Origin of the sequence: Ochrobactrum sp. EDr1-4 (assembly GCF_049199085.1) — a bacterium.
Lineage (GTDB): Bacteria > Pseudomonadota > Alphaproteobacteria > Rhizobiales > Rhizobiaceae > Brucella.
Window position 1 is genome coordinate 640670 of record NZ_JBLZOF010000002.1, and the last position, 17637, is coordinate 658306.

Here is a 17637-nt window from a genome sequence, read left to right on the forward strand (position 1 = left end):
CTATATCAGCGATCACTGAAATGTTTGGTTTCCAACCTAGGCGCCCATAATCGTGATCACGTTCAAATCATTCCTAATTACTTCTACTTTAGCCGCTTCTTTGGCCTTCCAAATAGCGCCAGCATTCGCAGCACCGACACAATATCCGCTCACCATTGAAAACTGTGGCGTGAAGATTACGATCCCGAAAGCTCCGGAGCGTGCCGTTGGCCTTGGACAGAACAGCGCGGAAATCATGCTGCTTCTGGGGCTTGAAGAGAAAATGGCTGGTACTGCATTCTGGCCGAGTAAGGTGCTCCCGCAACTTGAAACTGCGAATGCGAAAGTCAAACTTCTGACTGTCGAATTTCCGACGTTTGAATCTATTCTCGCTGAAAATCCTGATTTTGTTGCTGCCGCCTTGCCAAGCTTGATCGGGCCGAGCAGTAAAGTCGCTAAGCGTGAGGACTTCGATAAGGTTGGCGTTCCAACTTATCTTTCGCCGAGCACTTGCCTGAGTACTGAACAGGTTAAGGATGAATATGGCAGCCGCGACAAACTCTGGAATATGGATCTTCTCTACCAAGAGATTGATGAGCTTTCGCAGATTTTCGACGTGGCGGATCGCGGTCAGGCAGTGATAGCTGATTTCAAAGCACGCGAAGCAGCACTACGGGCAACTGTGCCAGCCGATGAAAAGAAGCTTTCTTATGTCTTCTGGTTCTCTAGCCAATCACCTTCTGCAGATGCGTATTTGGGCGGCGGCAATGGCGCGTCTACATTTATCGCAGATGTTCTTGGTGGTGAAAATGCAATTAAGGCAGAAGCAGAATGGCCAACCCTGGGTTGGGAAAGCATTATCGCAGCTAATCCAGACGTGATCGTGGTCGCCAATCTTGATCGTAATCGCTGGGAACTCGACAAGCCAGAAGCGAAAATTCAGTTTTTGAATACAGATCCAGCAGTTAGCCAAATGCCTGCAGTCAAGAACAAGGCAATTGTCGTGATGGACGGACAGGCAATGAACCCTACCATTCGTACAATTTATGGTGCCGAGCAAGTTGCGGCTCAATTGAAAGAACTTGGTATTCTCAAGTGATTATTGAAAGCCATTCTTTGAGGCAATGGGGTGCATATAGCACGGTAATTTTGCTCTCCATTGCAACGATTGGATTGGTCATCGGGATCAGTGTGGGTATTGGTGATTTACCAATACCCCTCTCGACAACCTTTGCAGCCATCACCAATCGCTTAGGATGGACACATATTGATCTTAACCGTATTCATGAGACGGTGATCTGGGATTACCGTCTCAGTCGCGCGCTTGTGGCAGCATTTTGTGGCGCGGGTCTCGCACTCTCGGGTGCAATCATGCAGTCGCTGCTACGAAACCCTCTGGCAGAACCCTACGTGTTAGGCATCTCAGCAGGTGCTTCGACAGGTGCAGTGGCTATCGTCATTCTCGGTATTGGTGCAGGCGCAGTCTCGCTGTCAGCAGGTGCGTTCGTTGGCGCGTTTGCAGCCTTTTTCTTTGTTGCACTTCTTTCAAATGGAACGCGTGCGGGTGCCGATCGCACGATCCTCGCGGGTGTAGCTGCTTCACAACTTTTCAATGCCACAACATCTTACATCGTCACGACATCGGGCAATGCACAGCAAGCGCGCGATGTAATGTTTTGGCTGCTTGGTAGTTTTGGCGGTGTGCGATGGCCAGAATTTATACTGGTCTCTGTTGTCATTGGCTTTGGCCTGATCGCATGCTTGTTTTATTCGCGTGTTCTTGATGCTTTTGCTTTTGGCGATGAAGCGGCATCTTCGTTGGGTGTTAATGTGGGCCGCACACGCCTTGTACTGTTTGCGCTGACCGCAATGATGACGGCTACAATCGTTAGCATGGTTGGGTCTATCGGTTTTGTCGGTCTGGTAGTGCCGCATGCAGCCCGGTTCATCGTTGGCCCATTACACATAAGGTTGTTACCAGCCTGCGCGGTAATTGGCGCTATTTTTATGGTTCTGGCTGACATAACCTCGCGTGCGCTTATTCCTCAGCAGACGCTGCCAATCGGGGTCGTAACCGCTCTTGTTGGCGTTCCGGTCTTTTCCATTATCCTCTATCGGTTTCAGCGTACATCATGACGATTAAGGTAGAAAATCTATGCTGGAAAATTGGTAAGAGAACCATTTTGGATGATGTGTCTTTTGAAGCCACGCCTGGAAAAATGCTCGGGCTTCTTGGACCAAACGGTTCTGGTAAGACATCGCTACTGAGGTTAGTTGCCGGATTGCGAAAGCCGGATTCCGGTCAGGTTCTTCTTGATGGCAAAAATCTTCGATCGATTGCCCGCCGAACAATCGCTCAACGTGTTGCATTCATTGAACAGCATGCAACGACCAACGCCAATCTTAAAGTCATTGATGTCATCAGGCTTGGTCGTTTTCCCCACAGATCAATGTTTTCAGGCTGGCGCACTGCTGATGAAGCAGCGGTGGAGGAGGCAATCGAGCGCACAGGTATGAGAGCCAAGCGTAATGAAAGCTGGCAAAGCCTTTCAGGTGGTGAAAAGCAACGCGCACATATTGCAAGAGCACTATGTCAGGCACCAAAGGAATTGATCCTTGATGAGCCAACCAACCATCTGGATATTCAGCATCAGATGAGCTTGCTAAGGCTGGTTTCTGGCCTGCCAATCACAAGCGTCATAGCACTGCATGATCTCAATCATGCAGCTATGTTCTGTGACGAGCTGATTGTTATGCAGGCCGGGAAGATAGTTGCATCAGGCAGCCCGCAAGAGGTTATAACGCAGGACATTCTTAAGAATGTTTTTTGCGTTGATGCTCGAGTAGAAATACAAGCCGATACCGGACGCCCGCATATTTATTACACGCGGTGAAGCGTAGGCTGCAGATGCGCGAGAAGCTACACTGGCAGAATGACCATGATGGCGACAAACACTAATTCGCTATGCCTGTCGCCTATTTGCTCAATCTGAGCAAACGCGGTCAACATGATAATATGAAATTACGGGCCAGCGCAGATCTCGGCCTGACTTGTGGCTTCCTGCCCGACCTCAAAGCTATAAGCGCGTAATCCATGTTCATCGAGCTTTATGACGCGATAGCAAGGCAACCCGCCCGTCCACCAAGGATTTGGGCTATCCAGCTCCGTTATGAATCGATGTGAACAAGCCTGTCCCGAACTATAAGCAATGCCGTGTGCAGTGGTCCCCGATAACGGAACATGAATATGACCAAAGATAATGTGGCGAATGCCCGCCTTATGAGCATGAAGGCGCTGCATAATTGCACCATCGTCATGCATCCCGATATTATCGAAATGAGCAATACCCGCATCGAACGGTGGATGATGAATGAACACGGTCGCAGGAAATTCGCCTGCGCCACTCAGAGCTGTATCAAGCCACGTGAGGCGATCTTCATCGTAAATACCGCCAATGATCCCAGCCTGATGACTGTCAAGGAACAGCAGTCGGCCAAAACGGGTGTCGATGTACGACTGAATATAGCCGTTCTCATCGCGGGGATGGTCCGGAAAAGCAGCTATGAATTCTGGTCGGCGGTCGTGGTTGCCGAGCATCATGCGAACTTGGAATGGAACGGGAGCCAGAATATCGCGTAGCAATTCATATGCTTCCGGATCGCCATAATTGCAAAGATCGCCAGTAATCGTCAGCAGATCAGCGTCGCTATGTTTTTCGATAATATCGGCTATTGCGACACGCAGCTGCGTTTCGGGATCCACGCCATTGACCACGATGCCTGACGGCATCAAATGCGTGTCGGTAAGTTGGATGATTTTCATAATGCATCTTTCAGCCAATCAAGAAGGCTGCGAATAACCAGAATAGCGATTTCGCAGCCTTTTCGATAAAGCGGAGGTCTTATTTCATTAGCGCGTTTGTCTGTTCAACGAGCTGCTTAAGGCCGTCTTCTGGTGACACTTCACCACGCATCACTGCGCCAATGACGTCGCGCTGGGTGCGCCAGATACGAACGGAATCGCCGCCCGGATAGCCAGCCCATGGCAACGAACGATCAGCCTGTAGCGAAGCAGTTTTAACATTTGGATGCTCGGCATAATATGGCGCAAGATAGTCTTCACCTGTTGCGAGCTTGTTGGTTGGCAGATAGCCGGTAATGCGCACAATCACATTCTGTGCTTCAGGACCTGTGATCCACTTGAGATATTTCCAAGCAGCATCCTGCTTTTCCTTATCTTGTGTCAGGATAACAGCCGAATTGCCGCCGGTTGGAACACCACCTTTTTCGGCATTATCGAGCGGAAACGTGGACGTTACAAGTTTGAAGCGATCGCCAACGAGGCCTTCGATAGTCTGAACATGCGCAGGCGTTGAGAAGATGAAGCCGGTAAGGCCTGCACCAAACTGCTGGCGTGACTGATCCCAATCAAGCAGGTTTTGGCCGCCTTCAGTGACGAATTGACGGGTGAGTTTCAGCGCATTCAGACCGATCTCATTATCGAAAGCGACCTTCTTGGTTTCTTCATCAACCAGTTTGCCGCCCTGCTGGAATACCAACGACTGCCAGAGCCAATCATCCGGCCAGCCATTGATGTCATAGCCCATGCCGGCGATCTTCGGGTCAAGCGCATGAATTTTATTTGCCAGTTCAATGAGACCTGCAAATGTCTTCGGCATGTTTTCAGGATCACCACCAGCCTTTGTCACGAGATCGGCATTGATATAAATGATCGGGGACGATGCATTGACAGGAAGGCCATACTGCTTGCCGTCAACCTGACCAAGAGCTGCCATTTTCGGGCTGTAATTCTTGTCAAGGAAAGCCTGACCACCTTCTGCTTCAATGAACGGCGCAAGATCGGTAATCTGGTTGCGCGGTGCAAGTGTATGTACCAGCTCACCCGTGAGGTTGTAGCCGGAGAAATACACATCCGGCAGATTGCCCGTTACAGCTGCGCGCAAGACCTGCTGCTGACCTTCATTGTAGCCAACAGCGGGCGCAAGAAAGTTAATCTTGATATCCGGATTGTTCTTCATAAATTCATCGGCCAGCGGCTGATGGAACTTCGTGAAGCCCGGCAGATTGTAAAGCACGTTGAGCGTTACATCGGCAGCAGCGGCTACATTCGGCGTAATGAGCGAAACGGCTGCGAGGCCCATAAACATGCCGTTTAAGACAGTGCGTCGGCTGATAGTCATCATAGTCTCCAGAGGATTGTTGGGAGGAGGATGGAGGAGAGAGGCCGACCGGGATTATTTCACCCCGGTCATGGTGATACCCGCGATGAAATGTTTGCGTGCAAGGAGGAAGCAAACAACCATTGGTGCGGTGATTATGGTGGCGCCCGCCATAAGCGCACCGTAGTTGGCGCCAGATTCAATATCGGCGAAGAACAGCATCCCAAGTGGAGGCGGTGCGAGATTTGTGTCGGAAACAACCACCATCGGCCAATAAAGATCGTTCCAGTGGGCAACCAATGAGAACACCGAAAAAGCCGCAAGCGATGGGAGCGATCCGCGAAGGACGATGCCCCAACAGATTTCCATTTCAGAAAAGCCGTCCATGCGAGCCGCTTCGATGATCTCATCGGGATAACTGCGGAATGACTGGTGAAACAGAAAGATCGCGAACACCGAGAGGAAGAAAGGCGCCATCATTGCAAAATAGGTGTTCAGCAATTGCGCCTTGGCGAGGCCAACAAAAAGCGGGAGCGCCAAAGCCTGAATAGGAACGCAAAGAGCAGCGATTACCAAAGCGAGCATGATCTTGCGACCGGGGAAACGCAGTTTTGCAAGCGCGTAGGCAGCGGGAACGGCAGTCAAGACCTGCACGAACAGAATGCCGAAACAGACAATCACGCCATTGAGCATAAAGCGCAGCATTGGCACTTGTCCGGCTGCCCGGGTGTAATTCTCAACCGCGTCGAATTTTTCCGGAATGGGCCAGAGGGACACGTTGAAAACTTCGGCTGGAGAGCGGATTGATGTCAGTACCATCCAGTAGAATGGCAGCAGCATCACACATGCACCGAGAGCCAGAACAAGATGCGGGATATATTTGCGAAGTGCGGCCATTAGTAGTGCACTTTCTTGTCGAGATGGAGCGTCTGGCCAATTGAAAGCACCAGAACAATCGCAAGGAAAATCAGAGTCAGGGCCGCGGCATAACCGGTGTTGGAATATTCAAAGCCTTCAAGATACAGATCGAAAAGCAATGTCTCCGAACCAAAACGGCCTTTGGTTAACACCGCGACCGTTTCAAAGACCTTGAACGCCGAAATAGATGTGGTTACCACCACGAACATGGTAGTTGGCCCAAGCATCGGCCATGTCACGGTGAAAAAGCGATCAATCGGGTTCTTCGCGCCATCAAGGCGAGCGGCTTCATGAAGATCTTTCGAGATCGCTGTTAGACCAGCGAGAAACAACACCATATTGAAACCCAGCACCTGCCAGATGCCAATCAGCGCCATGGTGGGGATCAACAGGGCAGGGTTGGATAGAAATGCAATCGGCTCAAAGCCAAACCACTTGATAACGGCATTGATTGGCCCGATGGATGGATGGAGTAAGAACTGCCAAACCGTTGCCATGGCGACCAGCGTTGCAGTCACAGGCAGAAAATAGGCGACTTCCCAAAAACCACGGCTGCGCTTACGGCTATAAACAAGCAACGCGACACCGAGTGCCAGAAACACGCCAAACGGAATAACGATGAGTGCATAGATCACCGTGTTACGCAGAGCTCGCATAAAAACGGGATCACTGAACGCGTTGATAAAGTTATCTACCCCGATAAAGCGGGTGGAGAGCGCCCCAAGTTGGTAGTCAGTTACCGAAAATCCGGCCAGAACGATCATCGGAATGATATAGGTTGCAAGTAGCAGAAGCACTGCCGGTGCTGCAAACATCAGACCACGTATGATAAGGCGTCTTGTAGCTTTCGACTGCCGTGGCCGTGATGCCACCACACTGTCGGTTGTAAAATCTGCAGCCGTCATGCCAGCACCCGCTCACGCGTGCGCTCAATACGCAGACCGTTTTCGCCGAACAAATGAATACGATCAGGTGCGAACCCGATATGCAACAAACCGTCCGCATCAGCACCGAGAGTGTCTCCAGCGCGCTGGCGTAAAGTCAGTTCAATATTGTTATCTTTCGCAAGACGACACGTAACAAAACGATCTGCACCATGCGTTTCACTCCGCACGACATGTGCCGCCATGCCATTTTTGGCAACATGTAAATCTTCCGCACGCAAACCCAGCATGGCTGGCCCTGCTTGACCTGATGCGACCGCAATGCCTAGCGCTTCGCCTATGAAAGTCACATTGCCTTGCGCGTCGATCTCCACAGGCAGCAGATTAATCGATGGCGAGCCGATAAAACGGGCGACGGTTAGTGTGGCCGGACGGCTATAAAGTTCATCCGGTGTACCAAGCTGCTCAATCCTGCCTTCCGACATCAATGCGATGCGGTCGGACATGGTCATCGCTTCAATTTGATCGTGAGTTACGTAAACAAAGGTGGCACCCAAGCGGCGATGCAGACGTGCAAGCTCTTCGCGCATATGGGCGCGGAGCTTTGCATCCAAATTGGAAAGCGGCTCATCCATCAAAAATGCTGCCGGCGAACGCACCAAAGCACGGGCGAGTGCTACACGCTGCCGCTGTCCGCCTGAAAGCTGCGCCGGTTTGCGGTCAAGCAGATGGCCAATCTGCAATGTATCAGCGGCCCGAACAACTTCGGCGTCAATTTCTGCAAGGGTCTTGACTGATGAAAATAAGCGGCCGAACAAAGGGAGGCGAGCCGAAAGGCTCAGCTTTCGCATTCTGAGCGGCGTTGCGATATTCTGGCGCACATTCATATGCGGATAAAGGGCATAGGACTGAAAGACCATTGCAAGATTGCGGTCGCTTGGGTCGATGTCGGTAACATCCTGATCGCCGATGGACACGGTGCCGTTATCGGAAGCTTCAAGACCAGCGATGATACGTAAAAGGGTCGACTTACCGCACCCGGACATACCGACGAGAGAAATGAACTCGCCCGGACGAATGGAAAGGTCGATGCCTTTGAGGACATCATTTCCGCCAAAGGATTTTCCGATGTTCGTGAGTTCAATTGATTGAGGCATTACTGCGCACTCCTTTACTGAGGCGCGGATGCCTATGCGTCCTCAACTTAACAGTCGGACGTCAGATTTACGAAAGTTCAGTGACAATCGGTTATGTTTGCATCGTGCTCTTTTCAAAAATTGTTCACATATTTTTGAATAAACAGCTTCTTATAGAACGATCGTCTGGTTTATATGGTTGATTGTATACCAATTGAGATACAATGCGTGAACCAAACACTGGCTATGCGCAGCCAATTGAAATGCCTATATCTTGGCCATCGAAACGACGAGCACATCGCCGCTTCACACAAACCAAGGAGATTGAAAATGAAAAAGTTTGTTCTTGTTACTGTTGCTGTTGTTCTGAGCGCTGGCGCTGCTTTCGCTGAAAACCCAAATGTTGGCACCCCTGCTGATCTCTATGCAAATGACCGTACACCAGTTGCTGCTCAGCAGATTGACCGCACTGCAACTGCTTCGATCGGCAAGGTTTCGGTCATGGATGGCTCCGCTCATCGCTTTGGTGACGCATCGCCTTCAAGCTTCCAGAACTAAGATCCGCCAACCCGGTTATATTCAAAAAGGCGAAGCCTCTCGGCTCCGCCTTTTGTCTTTTGTGCCATATAAGGATGTGCGTCTGTCTGCTGATAAACGCTTCTATAGCAAAGGCGGTATTGTCGGCTTGATTGCAACAGGCTCCATCAGCAGCATTTCACGTGTCTGAATTCCGGCACCAATGATCAGCTGCGTTTTGTTCATAAAGGCCGTCAGAATATTACTAATTCCGTTACAAAGACCGGCAGATGTATGCACATTAACGATTGCGGGCGGCTTGCGCATAGTCATCAACCGCACCAACCGCGGAAAATTCTGTCAATATTACGCGGCGCTAGCTATAATTTGAAAGCATAATTGATATTATAAAGTTTTTCCATTGGGCAATGGCAGCGCTGTTTAATGTAATCGACAGAATATCAGAGTAAACCACCTACGTACGACTAGATAAAAAGCCAACTACATAAAAATTTAGCAGTGATTTTCAAGGAGCGTCTTACAGACACCAAAAGTGCATCCCGAGAAAAGTAAGACAGCTTGCGGGCAACGACGTGCATTTACTAGACTTTTAATCCCGCCGCTGAATTCTAAAAATCAGCTACCTTGCCCCATACGCTTCGGTTCAACCGTTCAGGCTTATAGGGATTGGGGTCAACGATTGGAGAGCGAGCCAAAATGACATCAGCAATCATGTGCCCTGCCCCAGGCCCAATTCCAAAGCCGTGCCCGCTGAAACCTGCAGCCAAAATAAACCCCGGGACCGTTTCAATCTCTCCAATAGCCGGGACACCGTCCGGCGTACTATCAATGTAACCAGCCCAACTATGCGCAATTGGTACACTTGTTAGTTCGGGTAGCAGATCGCGCGCTCTTTGATACGTTAATCTGATTTGCCCGCTATCTGGTTTTGGATCAAGAATGCGATTTCTCTCCATAGGAGTGACTTGATCCAACGACCACTTGCTCAATGTTTCATGACCCGCACCCCAACCTTGAAGCCCACCTGGCGCCAGACTGCGCCAGCGACGCATAAACATTGGTACAAACTCACGGCAAAAGCGCAATTGCTGTGGCGTCGTATCGACGCGCGCGCGCCCGCTGATCGCAAGCGTATAACCACCATCCATACGGCGCGTTAGAGAGACTTGTGACGTATGCAGTGCATCCGGCAAACCAGCGGCACCGGGCGCGACGGACAATATAGACGCACGCACGGCCGCCTGAGGAAACCTGATACCCAATTGGTGACAGAAGGATGAAGCCCAGGCACCGCCCGCCATTACAACTGTTTTGGTACGAATAGTGCCTGCTTCAGTCACCACGCCACTAACCCGGCCACCACTTAACTCCAGCCCGCGGGCTGCACAGTTTTGATGAACGGTACCACCGGCGGCCATAATGCCGCGTGCAACTACAGGAACAGCCCGCGAAGGATCTGCAACACCATCGCTCGGCGAAAACACACCACCTTTCCACGCACGCCCCGTGGCTTTCCCCCGCTCAGTTGCTTCAGCTGCGCTCAACATGTTTGTTGTAACGCCAACAGATTGCGCAAAATCACGCCAACGTGCCCAGCCCGCGATTTCAGCTTCATCTTGCGAGAGATAAAGGAGACCGCACCGACGAAAGCCAGTATCCTCGCCTGTTTCTTCAGCGAGCTTATCCCAGAGTTCTGAACTTTTGGTCGCCATCGGGAGTTCTCGCGCATCGCGATTTTGTTGGCGACACCATCCCCAGTTTCGGCTCGACTGTTCCGCTGCAATCCGTCCCTTTTCTATCAGCGCAACCTTTACGCCGCTTCGGGCGAGGTAATAGGCTGTAAAAACACCGACAACTCCACCACCAATAACAACAACATCAGCCTCGGACGGCAAAATTGAATTTGTCTCTATGCGCATTAAGGGTGCGGACATGTGCAGAACTCCAGTCTTTGACATATCCTAATCCGAGACATGTCTGGTCGCGCATCGGAGTTTGCATTTACACAGAATTTCATATTGTTTGAAGCTGGCTCAACAGGTGATTATTGCGCCGTGGCATAAACAGCCACTTCTGCACTGGCAGACAAAAGCTCGTTTTCAAATTGAGTATTCAAGCGCAGCAATTTTCCACGCATGAGGTTTTATTCAGGTAAACCCATTGGATATGGCTCAATTGCATCAGCATGAACCCAACCCTGGGGACAGGACTTATAGCCCTGTTTTGCCACATAACGGCAATCCTTCATCATCGTTTGAAAAGGCTCCGCGGGCATCGTAGATGCCCGACAAGACGTGCCAGAACTATCACATTTTTCAGATGCCTGAGATGGAAGAGCCATGACAAAATATTCGGCATCGCTTGAACCTGACTTGGCCGTCGCTTTAATGCAAACTAATTGACCTTTAGCCAAAGCTTCCGCTGCACCGCTTTCCTTGTAACCTGTTGTCGCCACCCGCTTGCGCAGAACAACCGGCTTTTCAAATACCCCGCCATAATACGGAGCAATCTTACAATCGCTATGAATAGCGACATCATAGTAATCTCCAGTCGCCAAGTCTCCAGCTGTGCAATCAAACTTTCTCTCGGCAGAACAAGAAATACCTGCATCCTGCAAGAGTTGCGCAAGCTTTTCTCCCTCCAGATCGCCATCCTCTGTCGCAGCAAGAGCCGGAAACGCAGCTGCAAACGACATAGTTATAATGACTGAGAAAAGAACGTTCGTGCATTTTTTAAGTTTGATAAACGACATTAGCTTTTCCCAAAAAAATGAATTACCTGCGACAGTGCGTGGCAAATTGATAGTTTCCATGACGCAATTGTTCAATACCGATATGATATTCCGGCTTAAATTGATGGTTCAGACGACATCTGGCGCACGGAATGAAAATAGCTTGAAAGAATAGCTGCCAATATCCCAAGCAATGTCAGTTAAACAGGCAGGTGCGGCAGCGTTGCATCTGGAGCCACATTGCACCCGGCTCTTTAACTGCGCGTCAGCACATCATCAAGCAGATAACAGCCCTCACAACATGCTATATGAGCCTATGCAGGAAAAACCCAATCGATCTGCATTCCAATGAACGGACGGGTATATTCCGTCGGCGTGTAGTGCGGAATATCGTCGGTTCTTTACAGCCAAATTCAAACCATCGACGACTGTGTTATTTTATGACCGCATTCCATTCAAAAGTGCTGATAAAATGGAAAACCCGACGGCTTGCCTGCATAAACGTCAATGGATTTTAATATTTTTCAGAATTATTGTTGATCATACATTTTATTAGCAAATATGTTGTCGCTGAAACGAACGATTTTTTGTGGCGAAAATAAATGAACAATCGCCATCCCGCGAATGGTTTAGCTACTGTTAGGCCGACCTAAAATAGTAAGTAAGGATTGCATATGTCATTGTCAAAACTGCGTTATCTATTGGCTGGTGTTGTTGTCGCTGGTTATGTGTTGCCTGCCTCTTCACAGAACATCAAAAACACACACGAATTGAATTCGGCTGCCGGGCAGATAGCTACCGATGTTTTGACAAAACAGTCGCCTTACCAGCTTGAATTTGTTAATCTTCAAGCCTTTAGCGACGCGGGCATACCGCTCAACACACCCAATGGCGCACGCCGACTGGCATTTGGCTGGAACATCGACGGCATTCAGGCTTTTGGCGGCACGGACGACAAGAGTTGGGAAGAAAACTTTGGCGCTCCACGCGCTGAAATACGTTGGGTTGCCGGTAGCGGACCAGCGCCCGACACAAATACCCTTTGGGGATTAGTCGACAAAAATGCTCTTGAGAAGCTAACCGCCAACTTACCAACTCGCGGGTTTACGCCGGTGAGTGGGTCTTCAGCTCCAATCCTGGGCAATGGCGAAGCAGGAGCTTTTGATCCAACGCAAAACGATCCTAAAAATCCATGGCGCGGAACTATGGGAGCCGCACGTTTTGCACTTCCACTGGATACAGCCATTGCAAGCGCCCCTAAGCCAGAATTGCTCGCCGCCTTTGGCAAGGCAGATACCCTTAATCAATATGCGCCGATGAAAGCTGTAATTCAGGCGATTAACGAGCAAGAGGGCGTCCTCATGCAAGCAGCTTTGATTTCGCCAGTTTTCGGCATGCAAGCTTCCGATCTGCCTGCTAATTTTCTGTCCGGCAAGCCTGAAGAAATTCTCAATGCGTGGCAATCATCCGAAAAGCCAGAGACAGGTTCGCTACCAATTTATCAGGCTGGGGCAATCGTCGATCTGCAATCTGACACCAAACAGCCGAGTTTGGTCTTAGCTCTTGCATTTGCAGACTGTGAAACCGCAAAATCGGCTGTCGATGTTGTATCTGATCGTTGGAACAAATCAGAACTCGCACAGATTGCAACCGAGTTACAAGCCAGCACCGTAGAATCGGACAATGGACAATGTGTCAGCATTTTCCAGACAAACCCATCTGATCCTCAAGCGGTCGTTAATTCGGTTGCATCCGCGATCAATAACGCGGTTTTATCTCGATCGTTCAACCTGCTCACAATTGGAGCTGTTGCAAATTAAGTTAATTTTAGAGCGCATCCCGACAAACGTGAAACTGCCTGCGGGATGCGCTCATTAACAATAAAATCTACGGGATTGCTCTTGAGCCAAACAGTTTTTTGCCAAACCGCTTATTCTTGCACGCACATATCAAAAAAATAAATTCATGATTTATTTTATCAAGATATTTGATTGCGATAACTCTGAATGCTGTGATGCGTTCTTCATTCAACCTAAGTTGAACATGGTGCGGTATCTTGTCAGGTAGCCTTGATTGAGAGGCAAGAAAACCATAATAAACGGTCAGATTTACATTTCCGTTTGTAGGCTGCGTCTCCGTGCACTCTACAAGATGCACCATAGAATTGGGATTACGATGACCCTTTACCTGGATTACCTCGCTGAAATTAAAAGCAGAGAAACACAAGGGCTCGCTCCGAAGCCGATTGATGACGGCGCATTGACTGCGGAAATCACTGCTCTGATCGACGATAGCGCAAGCGAATATCGCGCAGATGCTCTGAATTTCTTCATCTACAATACACTGCCGGGCACAACGAGTGCGGCTGGCGTGAAAGCTGCGTATCTCAAGAAAGTCATTCTAGGCGAAGCTATCGTACCAGAAATAACCCCGGATTTTGCTCTCGAATTGCTTTCGCATATGAAGGGCGGACCATCGGTCGAAGTGCTACTTGATGTTGCGCTCGGTGATGACGCTTCGATTGCAGCGAAAGCTGGCGATGTCCTTAAGACTCAGGTTTTCCTTTACGACGCGGATATGTTCCGTCTGCGTGACGCCTACAAGGCAGGAAATCCAGTCGCGAAAGACGTTCTCGAGAGCTATGCCAAAGCAGAGTTCTTCACCAAGCTCCCTGATGTTGACGATGAAATCAAGGTTGTAACGTTCATCGCTGCAGAAGGCGATATTTCGACAGATCTTCTGTCGCCAGGCAATCAAGCGCATTCGCGCTCCGACCGTCAGCTGCATGGCCAGTGCATGATTACGCCAGAAGCACAGCAGGAAATCGTGGCGCTGCAAAAGCAGCATCCTGACAAACGCGTTATGATGATCGCCGAAAAGGGCACCATGGGCGTTGGCTCATCACGCATGTCGGGCGTGAACAACGTGGCATTGTGGACTGGAAAGCAGTCCAGCCCTTACGTGCCTTTTGTCAATTTTGCGCCGATTGTTGCAGGTACCAACGGCATCTCGCCAATTTTCGCGACGACCGTTGACGTGACCGGCGGCATCGGCATCAACCTGAAAAACTGGGTCAAAAAGACCGGTGAAGATGGCAAACCGATCCTCAACAATGACGGCAACCCTATTCTCGAACAGAAGTTCTCGGTTGAGACCGGCACTGTTCTAAAGATTGACGCCAAGAATAAAAAGCTGCGCGACGAAAGCGGCAATGAACTGGTTGATGTTGCGTCTTCCTTCACGCCACAAAAAATGGAATTCATGAAGGCTGGCAGCTCCTACGCTATCGTCTTCGGAAAGAAGCTCCAGACATTTGCAGCGCAGACACTGGGCATAGAGCCTACTCCAGTTTTCGCACCAAACAAAGAAATCGCGATTGAAGGTCAAGGCCTGACCGCTGTTGAAAAGATCTTCAATCGAAACGCCGTCGGCGTCACTCCGGGCAAAGTCTTGCATGCCGGTTCAGACGTGCGCGTGCAGGTCAATATCGTCGGCTCGCAGGATACGACTGGTCTGATGACCGCTCAGGAACTTGAGGCGATGGCAGCGACCGTCATTTCGCCTTTGGTGGATGGTGCTTATCAGTCTGGCTGCCATACGGCATCGGTTTGGGACAAGAAAGCTCAGGTAAACATCCCGAAGCTCATGTCCTTCATGAATAACTTTGGCGTCATCACCGCACGCGATCCAAAGGGCGCGTATCATTCGATGACCGACGTGATCCACAAGGTGTTGAACGACATCACCGTGGATGACTGGGATATCATCATCGGCGGCGACAGCCACACGCGCATGTCCAAGGGCGTGGCCTTTGGTGCGGACTCAGGCACCGTTGCACTGGCGCTTGCAACCGGCGAAGCCACTATGCCGATCCCGCAATCGGTTAAAGTGACTTTCAAGGGCACGATGCAGCCTTACATGGACTTCCGCGATGTCGTTCATGCGACACAGGCACAGATGCTTAAGCAGCATGGCGACAACGTCTTCCAGGGCCGTATCATCGAAGTTCACATCGGGACACTGTTGGCTGATCAGGCCTTCACCTTCACCGACTGGACTGCGGAAATGAAGGCGAAAGCATCGATTTGTATTTCGGAAGACGAAACGCTGATCGAGTCTCTCGAGATCGCCAAGTCGCGCATCCAGATCATGATCGACAAGGGCATGGACAATGCAGCACAGACCTTGCAAGGTCTTATCAACAAAGCCGACGCTCGTATTTTCGAAATTCGTTCCGGTGAAAAGCCTGCACTGAAGCCAGACGACAATGCGAAATATTTTGCTGAAGTCGTTGTTGATCTCGATGAAATCAACGAGCCAATGATTGCCGACCCTGACGTCAACAATGCCGACGTCTCGCGCCGCTATACCCACGACACGATCCGTCCAGTTTCCTACTATGGCGGCACCAAGAAAGTTGATCTTGGCTTTGTCGGTTCATGCATGGTGCACAAGGGCGATATTAAAATCGTCGCTCAGATGCTCAAGAACCTTGAAAAGGAACAGGGCAAGGTCGAATTCAAGGCGCCACTCGTTGTTGCTGCACCAACCTACAACATCATTGATGAGTTGAAGGCCGAGGGCGACTGGGAAATTCTCCAGAAGTATTCAGGTTTTGAATTTGATGATGCTCTGCCCAAGACGGCCAACCGCACCGAGTATGAGAATATTCTTTATCTGGAACGTCCGGGCTGCAATCTCTGCATGGGCAATCAGGAAAAGGCTGAAAAAGGCGATACGGTTCTTGCGACCTCAACCCGTCTTTTCCAGGGTCGTGTTGTTGAAGATACAGCAGAGAAAAAGGGCGAATCCTTGCTGGCATCTACGCCGCTGGTGGTTTTGTCCGCCATCCTTGGCCGTACACCAAGCATCGAAGAATATCGTTCGGCGGTTGAAGGTATCAATCTTACGAAGTTCGCTCCGCCAAAGACAACACCAATTGATTCATTATCAGTGCATTATTAATGAATCGGCAATGAACTCATCTGTCTAATATAAAATGATCGCGATCTAATATCTCTGCTCCGTATACGGTGCAGAGATATTTTTATTTTACTGATTTCTATACATCCTATATATTGGAAAAAGACATATATATCATTTACATACGAATTTACTCGCGCGAATCGCGGTCATCTGCTTTCTCCTGTAGTAATTATGCTTGCCTATGATTGCCGATGGTTCACGGATTAAAGGCTTTGCTCATATTGCTGCTCGGAATTTTACGCCAGAAAGTCAATTCTAAAGCTACTCACTTGCCAACCGAATTAAAGTTGATTAGTTGAATCATATTTATGGAAGAGCACAATCAAAATTCGGCTCTTGCTCAGATATGGTGGTGGTGTTGAGTTTCTGGCACTCGATGATATGGAATGCGGAAGGTATTCGCGTTGTTGCACCGGTGAAGTGGCGGGTCTTAGACGGACTCGTCAGTGTTTTCTGGGAAGCAGAAAGCCTTTCAGGAGCATCAGGCTATTTCCTGTCGCATGATCCACGCATCATGATTTTCTTCCAGGATGTCTCTTCAAAAATACAAATGTCCAGTGAAGATGGAGTAGGCGCTCTGCGCCATCGTCCCATGTCGCGCGCTATTTATATCCCGGCAGGCGTACCCCTCAGAACAAACACGGTATCATCGCATCGCTTCTCTCACCTGAACCTGCATTTTCATAAAGATCGTCTGTTAAAATATCTGCGCCCTTCCTTGGGGCCATCTATGGCAATGGCCGCTATTCAAAACCCAATCGAAATTCAAGACATCGGCACGTTGGAAGTTTTAGCAAAACTGATCGAGGATGAAGTTTCCAATCCATCACAACACGCATTATATATGGAGAACCTGATTGGTGCGATCCTTGCTCGTTTGCTTGTGCAGCCGGAGCAGGACATAAAACAGGATTATGGCCGCCTGACACAAGGCCAGATGAATAAGCTTAATGCGCGTTTAAACATATCCAGCGACGGTCGTTTAAGCGTTTCAGATATGGCAGCAACAGTTGGCTTATCGGAAAGCTGGTTTTCCAATGTTTTCAAGCAAACCACTGGTAAAACACCCCTGCAATGGCAGTTGGCAAAACGAATTGATCGTGCTTGTGATTTATTGAGTGCGAGCGATGCAACAGTTGCAGGTATTGCGGCCCAGCTCGGTTTTACCGATCAGGCTCATCTGACAAAGGCTTTTCGCCAGATTGTAGGTGAAACACCTGCTGCATGGCGTCGATTGCAGCAGGTGCGTTAATAATGTCAAGATCAATACCTGATCAATAAATCAA

At 49.7% G+C, this 17637-nt stretch carries 15 protein-coding genes; 7 read left to right on the top strand and 8 right to left on the bottom strand.

Annotation, left to right across the window (positions count from 1 at the left end; genetic code table 11):
• Positions 1-76 precede the first annotated feature (76 nt).
• The 3 genes from ACOZHT_RS09395 to ACOZHT_RS09405 are packed head-to-tail and all read left to right on the top strand — an operon-like array spanning position 77 to position 2873.
• Entirely contained in the window at positions 77-1078 is a 1002-nt protein-coding gene (locus ACOZHT_RS09395; protein WP_421565694.1) for an ABC transporter substrate-binding protein, read from the top strand.
• Between the two features lie 17 nt (positions 1079-1095).
• A complete protein-coding gene (locus tag ACOZHT_RS09400; RefSeq protein ID WP_421565695.1) occupies positions 1096-2115 on the top strand; it encodes a FecCD family ABC transporter permease in 1020 nt (339 codons plus the stop codon).
• Complete coding sequence (locus ACOZHT_RS09405) at positions 2112-2873, top strand: ABC transporter ATP-binding protein (protein WP_339512320.1); 762 nt, start codon at positions 2112-2114, stop codon at positions 2871-2873. Before ACOZHT_RS09400 ends, ACOZHT_RS09405 begins: the two co-directional genes overlap by 4 nt.
• Positions 2874-3001: 128 nt before the next feature.
• Here the strand turns inward: ACOZHT_RS09405 and ACOZHT_RS09410 are convergent, their stop codons facing one another.
• The 5 genes from ACOZHT_RS09410 to ACOZHT_RS09430 form a co-directional block, all read right to left on the bottom strand.
• Positions 3002-3802 carry a phosphodiesterase gene (locus ACOZHT_RS09410; protein WP_339512318.1) on the bottom strand — a complete coding sequence of 267 codons (801 nt, stop codon included), beginning with the start codon at positions 3800-3802 and terminating at the stop codon, positions 3002-3004.
• A gap of 79 nt (positions 3803-3881) precedes the next feature.
• Entirely contained in the window at positions 3882-5180 is a 1299-nt protein-coding gene (locus ACOZHT_RS09415) for an ABC transporter substrate-binding protein (protein ID WP_421565642.1), read from the bottom strand.
• Between the two features lie 54 nt (positions 5181-5234).
• Positions 5235-6056, bottom strand: a complete 822-nt coding sequence (locus tag ACOZHT_RS09420) for a carbohydrate ABC transporter permease (RefSeq protein ID WP_339512314.1) — start codon at positions 6054-6056, stop codon at positions 5235-5237.
• Entirely contained in the window at positions 6056-6982 is a 927-nt protein-coding gene (locus ACOZHT_RS09425; RefSeq protein WP_339512312.1) for a sugar ABC transporter permease, read from the bottom strand. The genes ACOZHT_RS09420 and ACOZHT_RS09425 overlap by 1 nt, the downstream gene beginning before the upstream one ends.
• Positions 6979-8118, bottom strand: coding sequence for an ABC transporter ATP-binding protein (locus tag ACOZHT_RS09430; protein WP_339512310.1), 1140 nt, complete (start codon positions 8116-8118; stop codon positions 6979-6981). Before ACOZHT_RS09430 ends, ACOZHT_RS09425 begins: the two co-directional genes overlap by 4 nt.
• A gap of 309 nt (positions 8119-8427) precedes the next feature.
• Between ACOZHT_RS09430 and ACOZHT_RS09435 the strand changes: the two genes are divergently transcribed.
• The gene (locus tag ACOZHT_RS09435) at positions 8428-8655 is read left to right on the top strand and encodes a hypothetical protein (protein ID WP_339512308.1); all 228 of its coding nucleotides are present in this window, start codon (positions 8428-8430) and stop codon (positions 8653-8655) included.
• A 102-nt stretch (positions 8656-8757) separates the two neighbouring features.
• Here ACOZHT_RS09435 and ACOZHT_RS09440 read toward each other — a convergent pair whose 3' ends face one another.
• The 3 genes from ACOZHT_RS09440 to ACOZHT_RS09450 form a co-directional block, all read right to left on the bottom strand.
• Positions 8758-8946 carry a hypothetical protein gene (locus ACOZHT_RS09440; protein WP_339512307.1) on the bottom strand — a complete coding sequence of 63 codons (189 nt, stop codon included), beginning with the start codon at positions 8944-8946 and terminating at the stop codon, positions 8758-8760.
• 296 nt (positions 8947-9242) lie between these two features.
• Positions 9243-10568 carry an NAD(P)/FAD-dependent oxidoreductase gene (locus ACOZHT_RS09445; protein ID WP_421565643.1) on the bottom strand — a complete coding sequence of 442 codons (1326 nt, stop codon included), beginning with the start codon at positions 10566-10568 and terminating at the stop codon, positions 9243-9245.
• A 209-nt stretch (positions 10569-10777) separates the two neighbouring features.
• Complete coding sequence (locus tag ACOZHT_RS09450; RefSeq protein ID WP_421565644.1) at positions 10778-11446, bottom strand: hypothetical protein; 669 nt, start codon at positions 11444-11446, stop codon at positions 10778-10780.
• Between the two features lie 593 nt (positions 11447-12039).
• Here ACOZHT_RS09450 and ACOZHT_RS09455 point away from each other — a divergent pair.
• The 3 genes from ACOZHT_RS09455 (at position 12040) to ACOZHT_RS09465 (ending at position 17603) form a co-directional block, all read left to right on the top strand.
• Positions 12040-13185 (top strand): hypothetical protein, encoded by a 1146-nt coding sequence (locus ACOZHT_RS09455; protein WP_421565645.1) that lies wholly within the window; start codon positions 12040-12042, stop codon positions 13183-13185.
• Between the two features lie 355 nt (positions 13186-13540).
• Positions 13541-16330: a bifunctional aconitate hydratase 2/2-methylisocitrate dehydratase gene (locus ACOZHT_RS09460; protein WP_339512299.1), complete on the top strand. Its 2790-nt coding sequence runs from the start codon at positions 13541-13543 to the stop codon at positions 16328-16330.
• Between the two features lie 379 nt (positions 16331-16709).
• A complete protein-coding gene (locus tag ACOZHT_RS09465; RefSeq protein ID WP_339512353.1) occupies positions 16710-17603 on the top strand; it encodes an AraC family transcriptional regulator in 894 nt (297 codons plus the stop codon).
• Positions 17604-17637 lie beyond the last annotated feature (34 nt).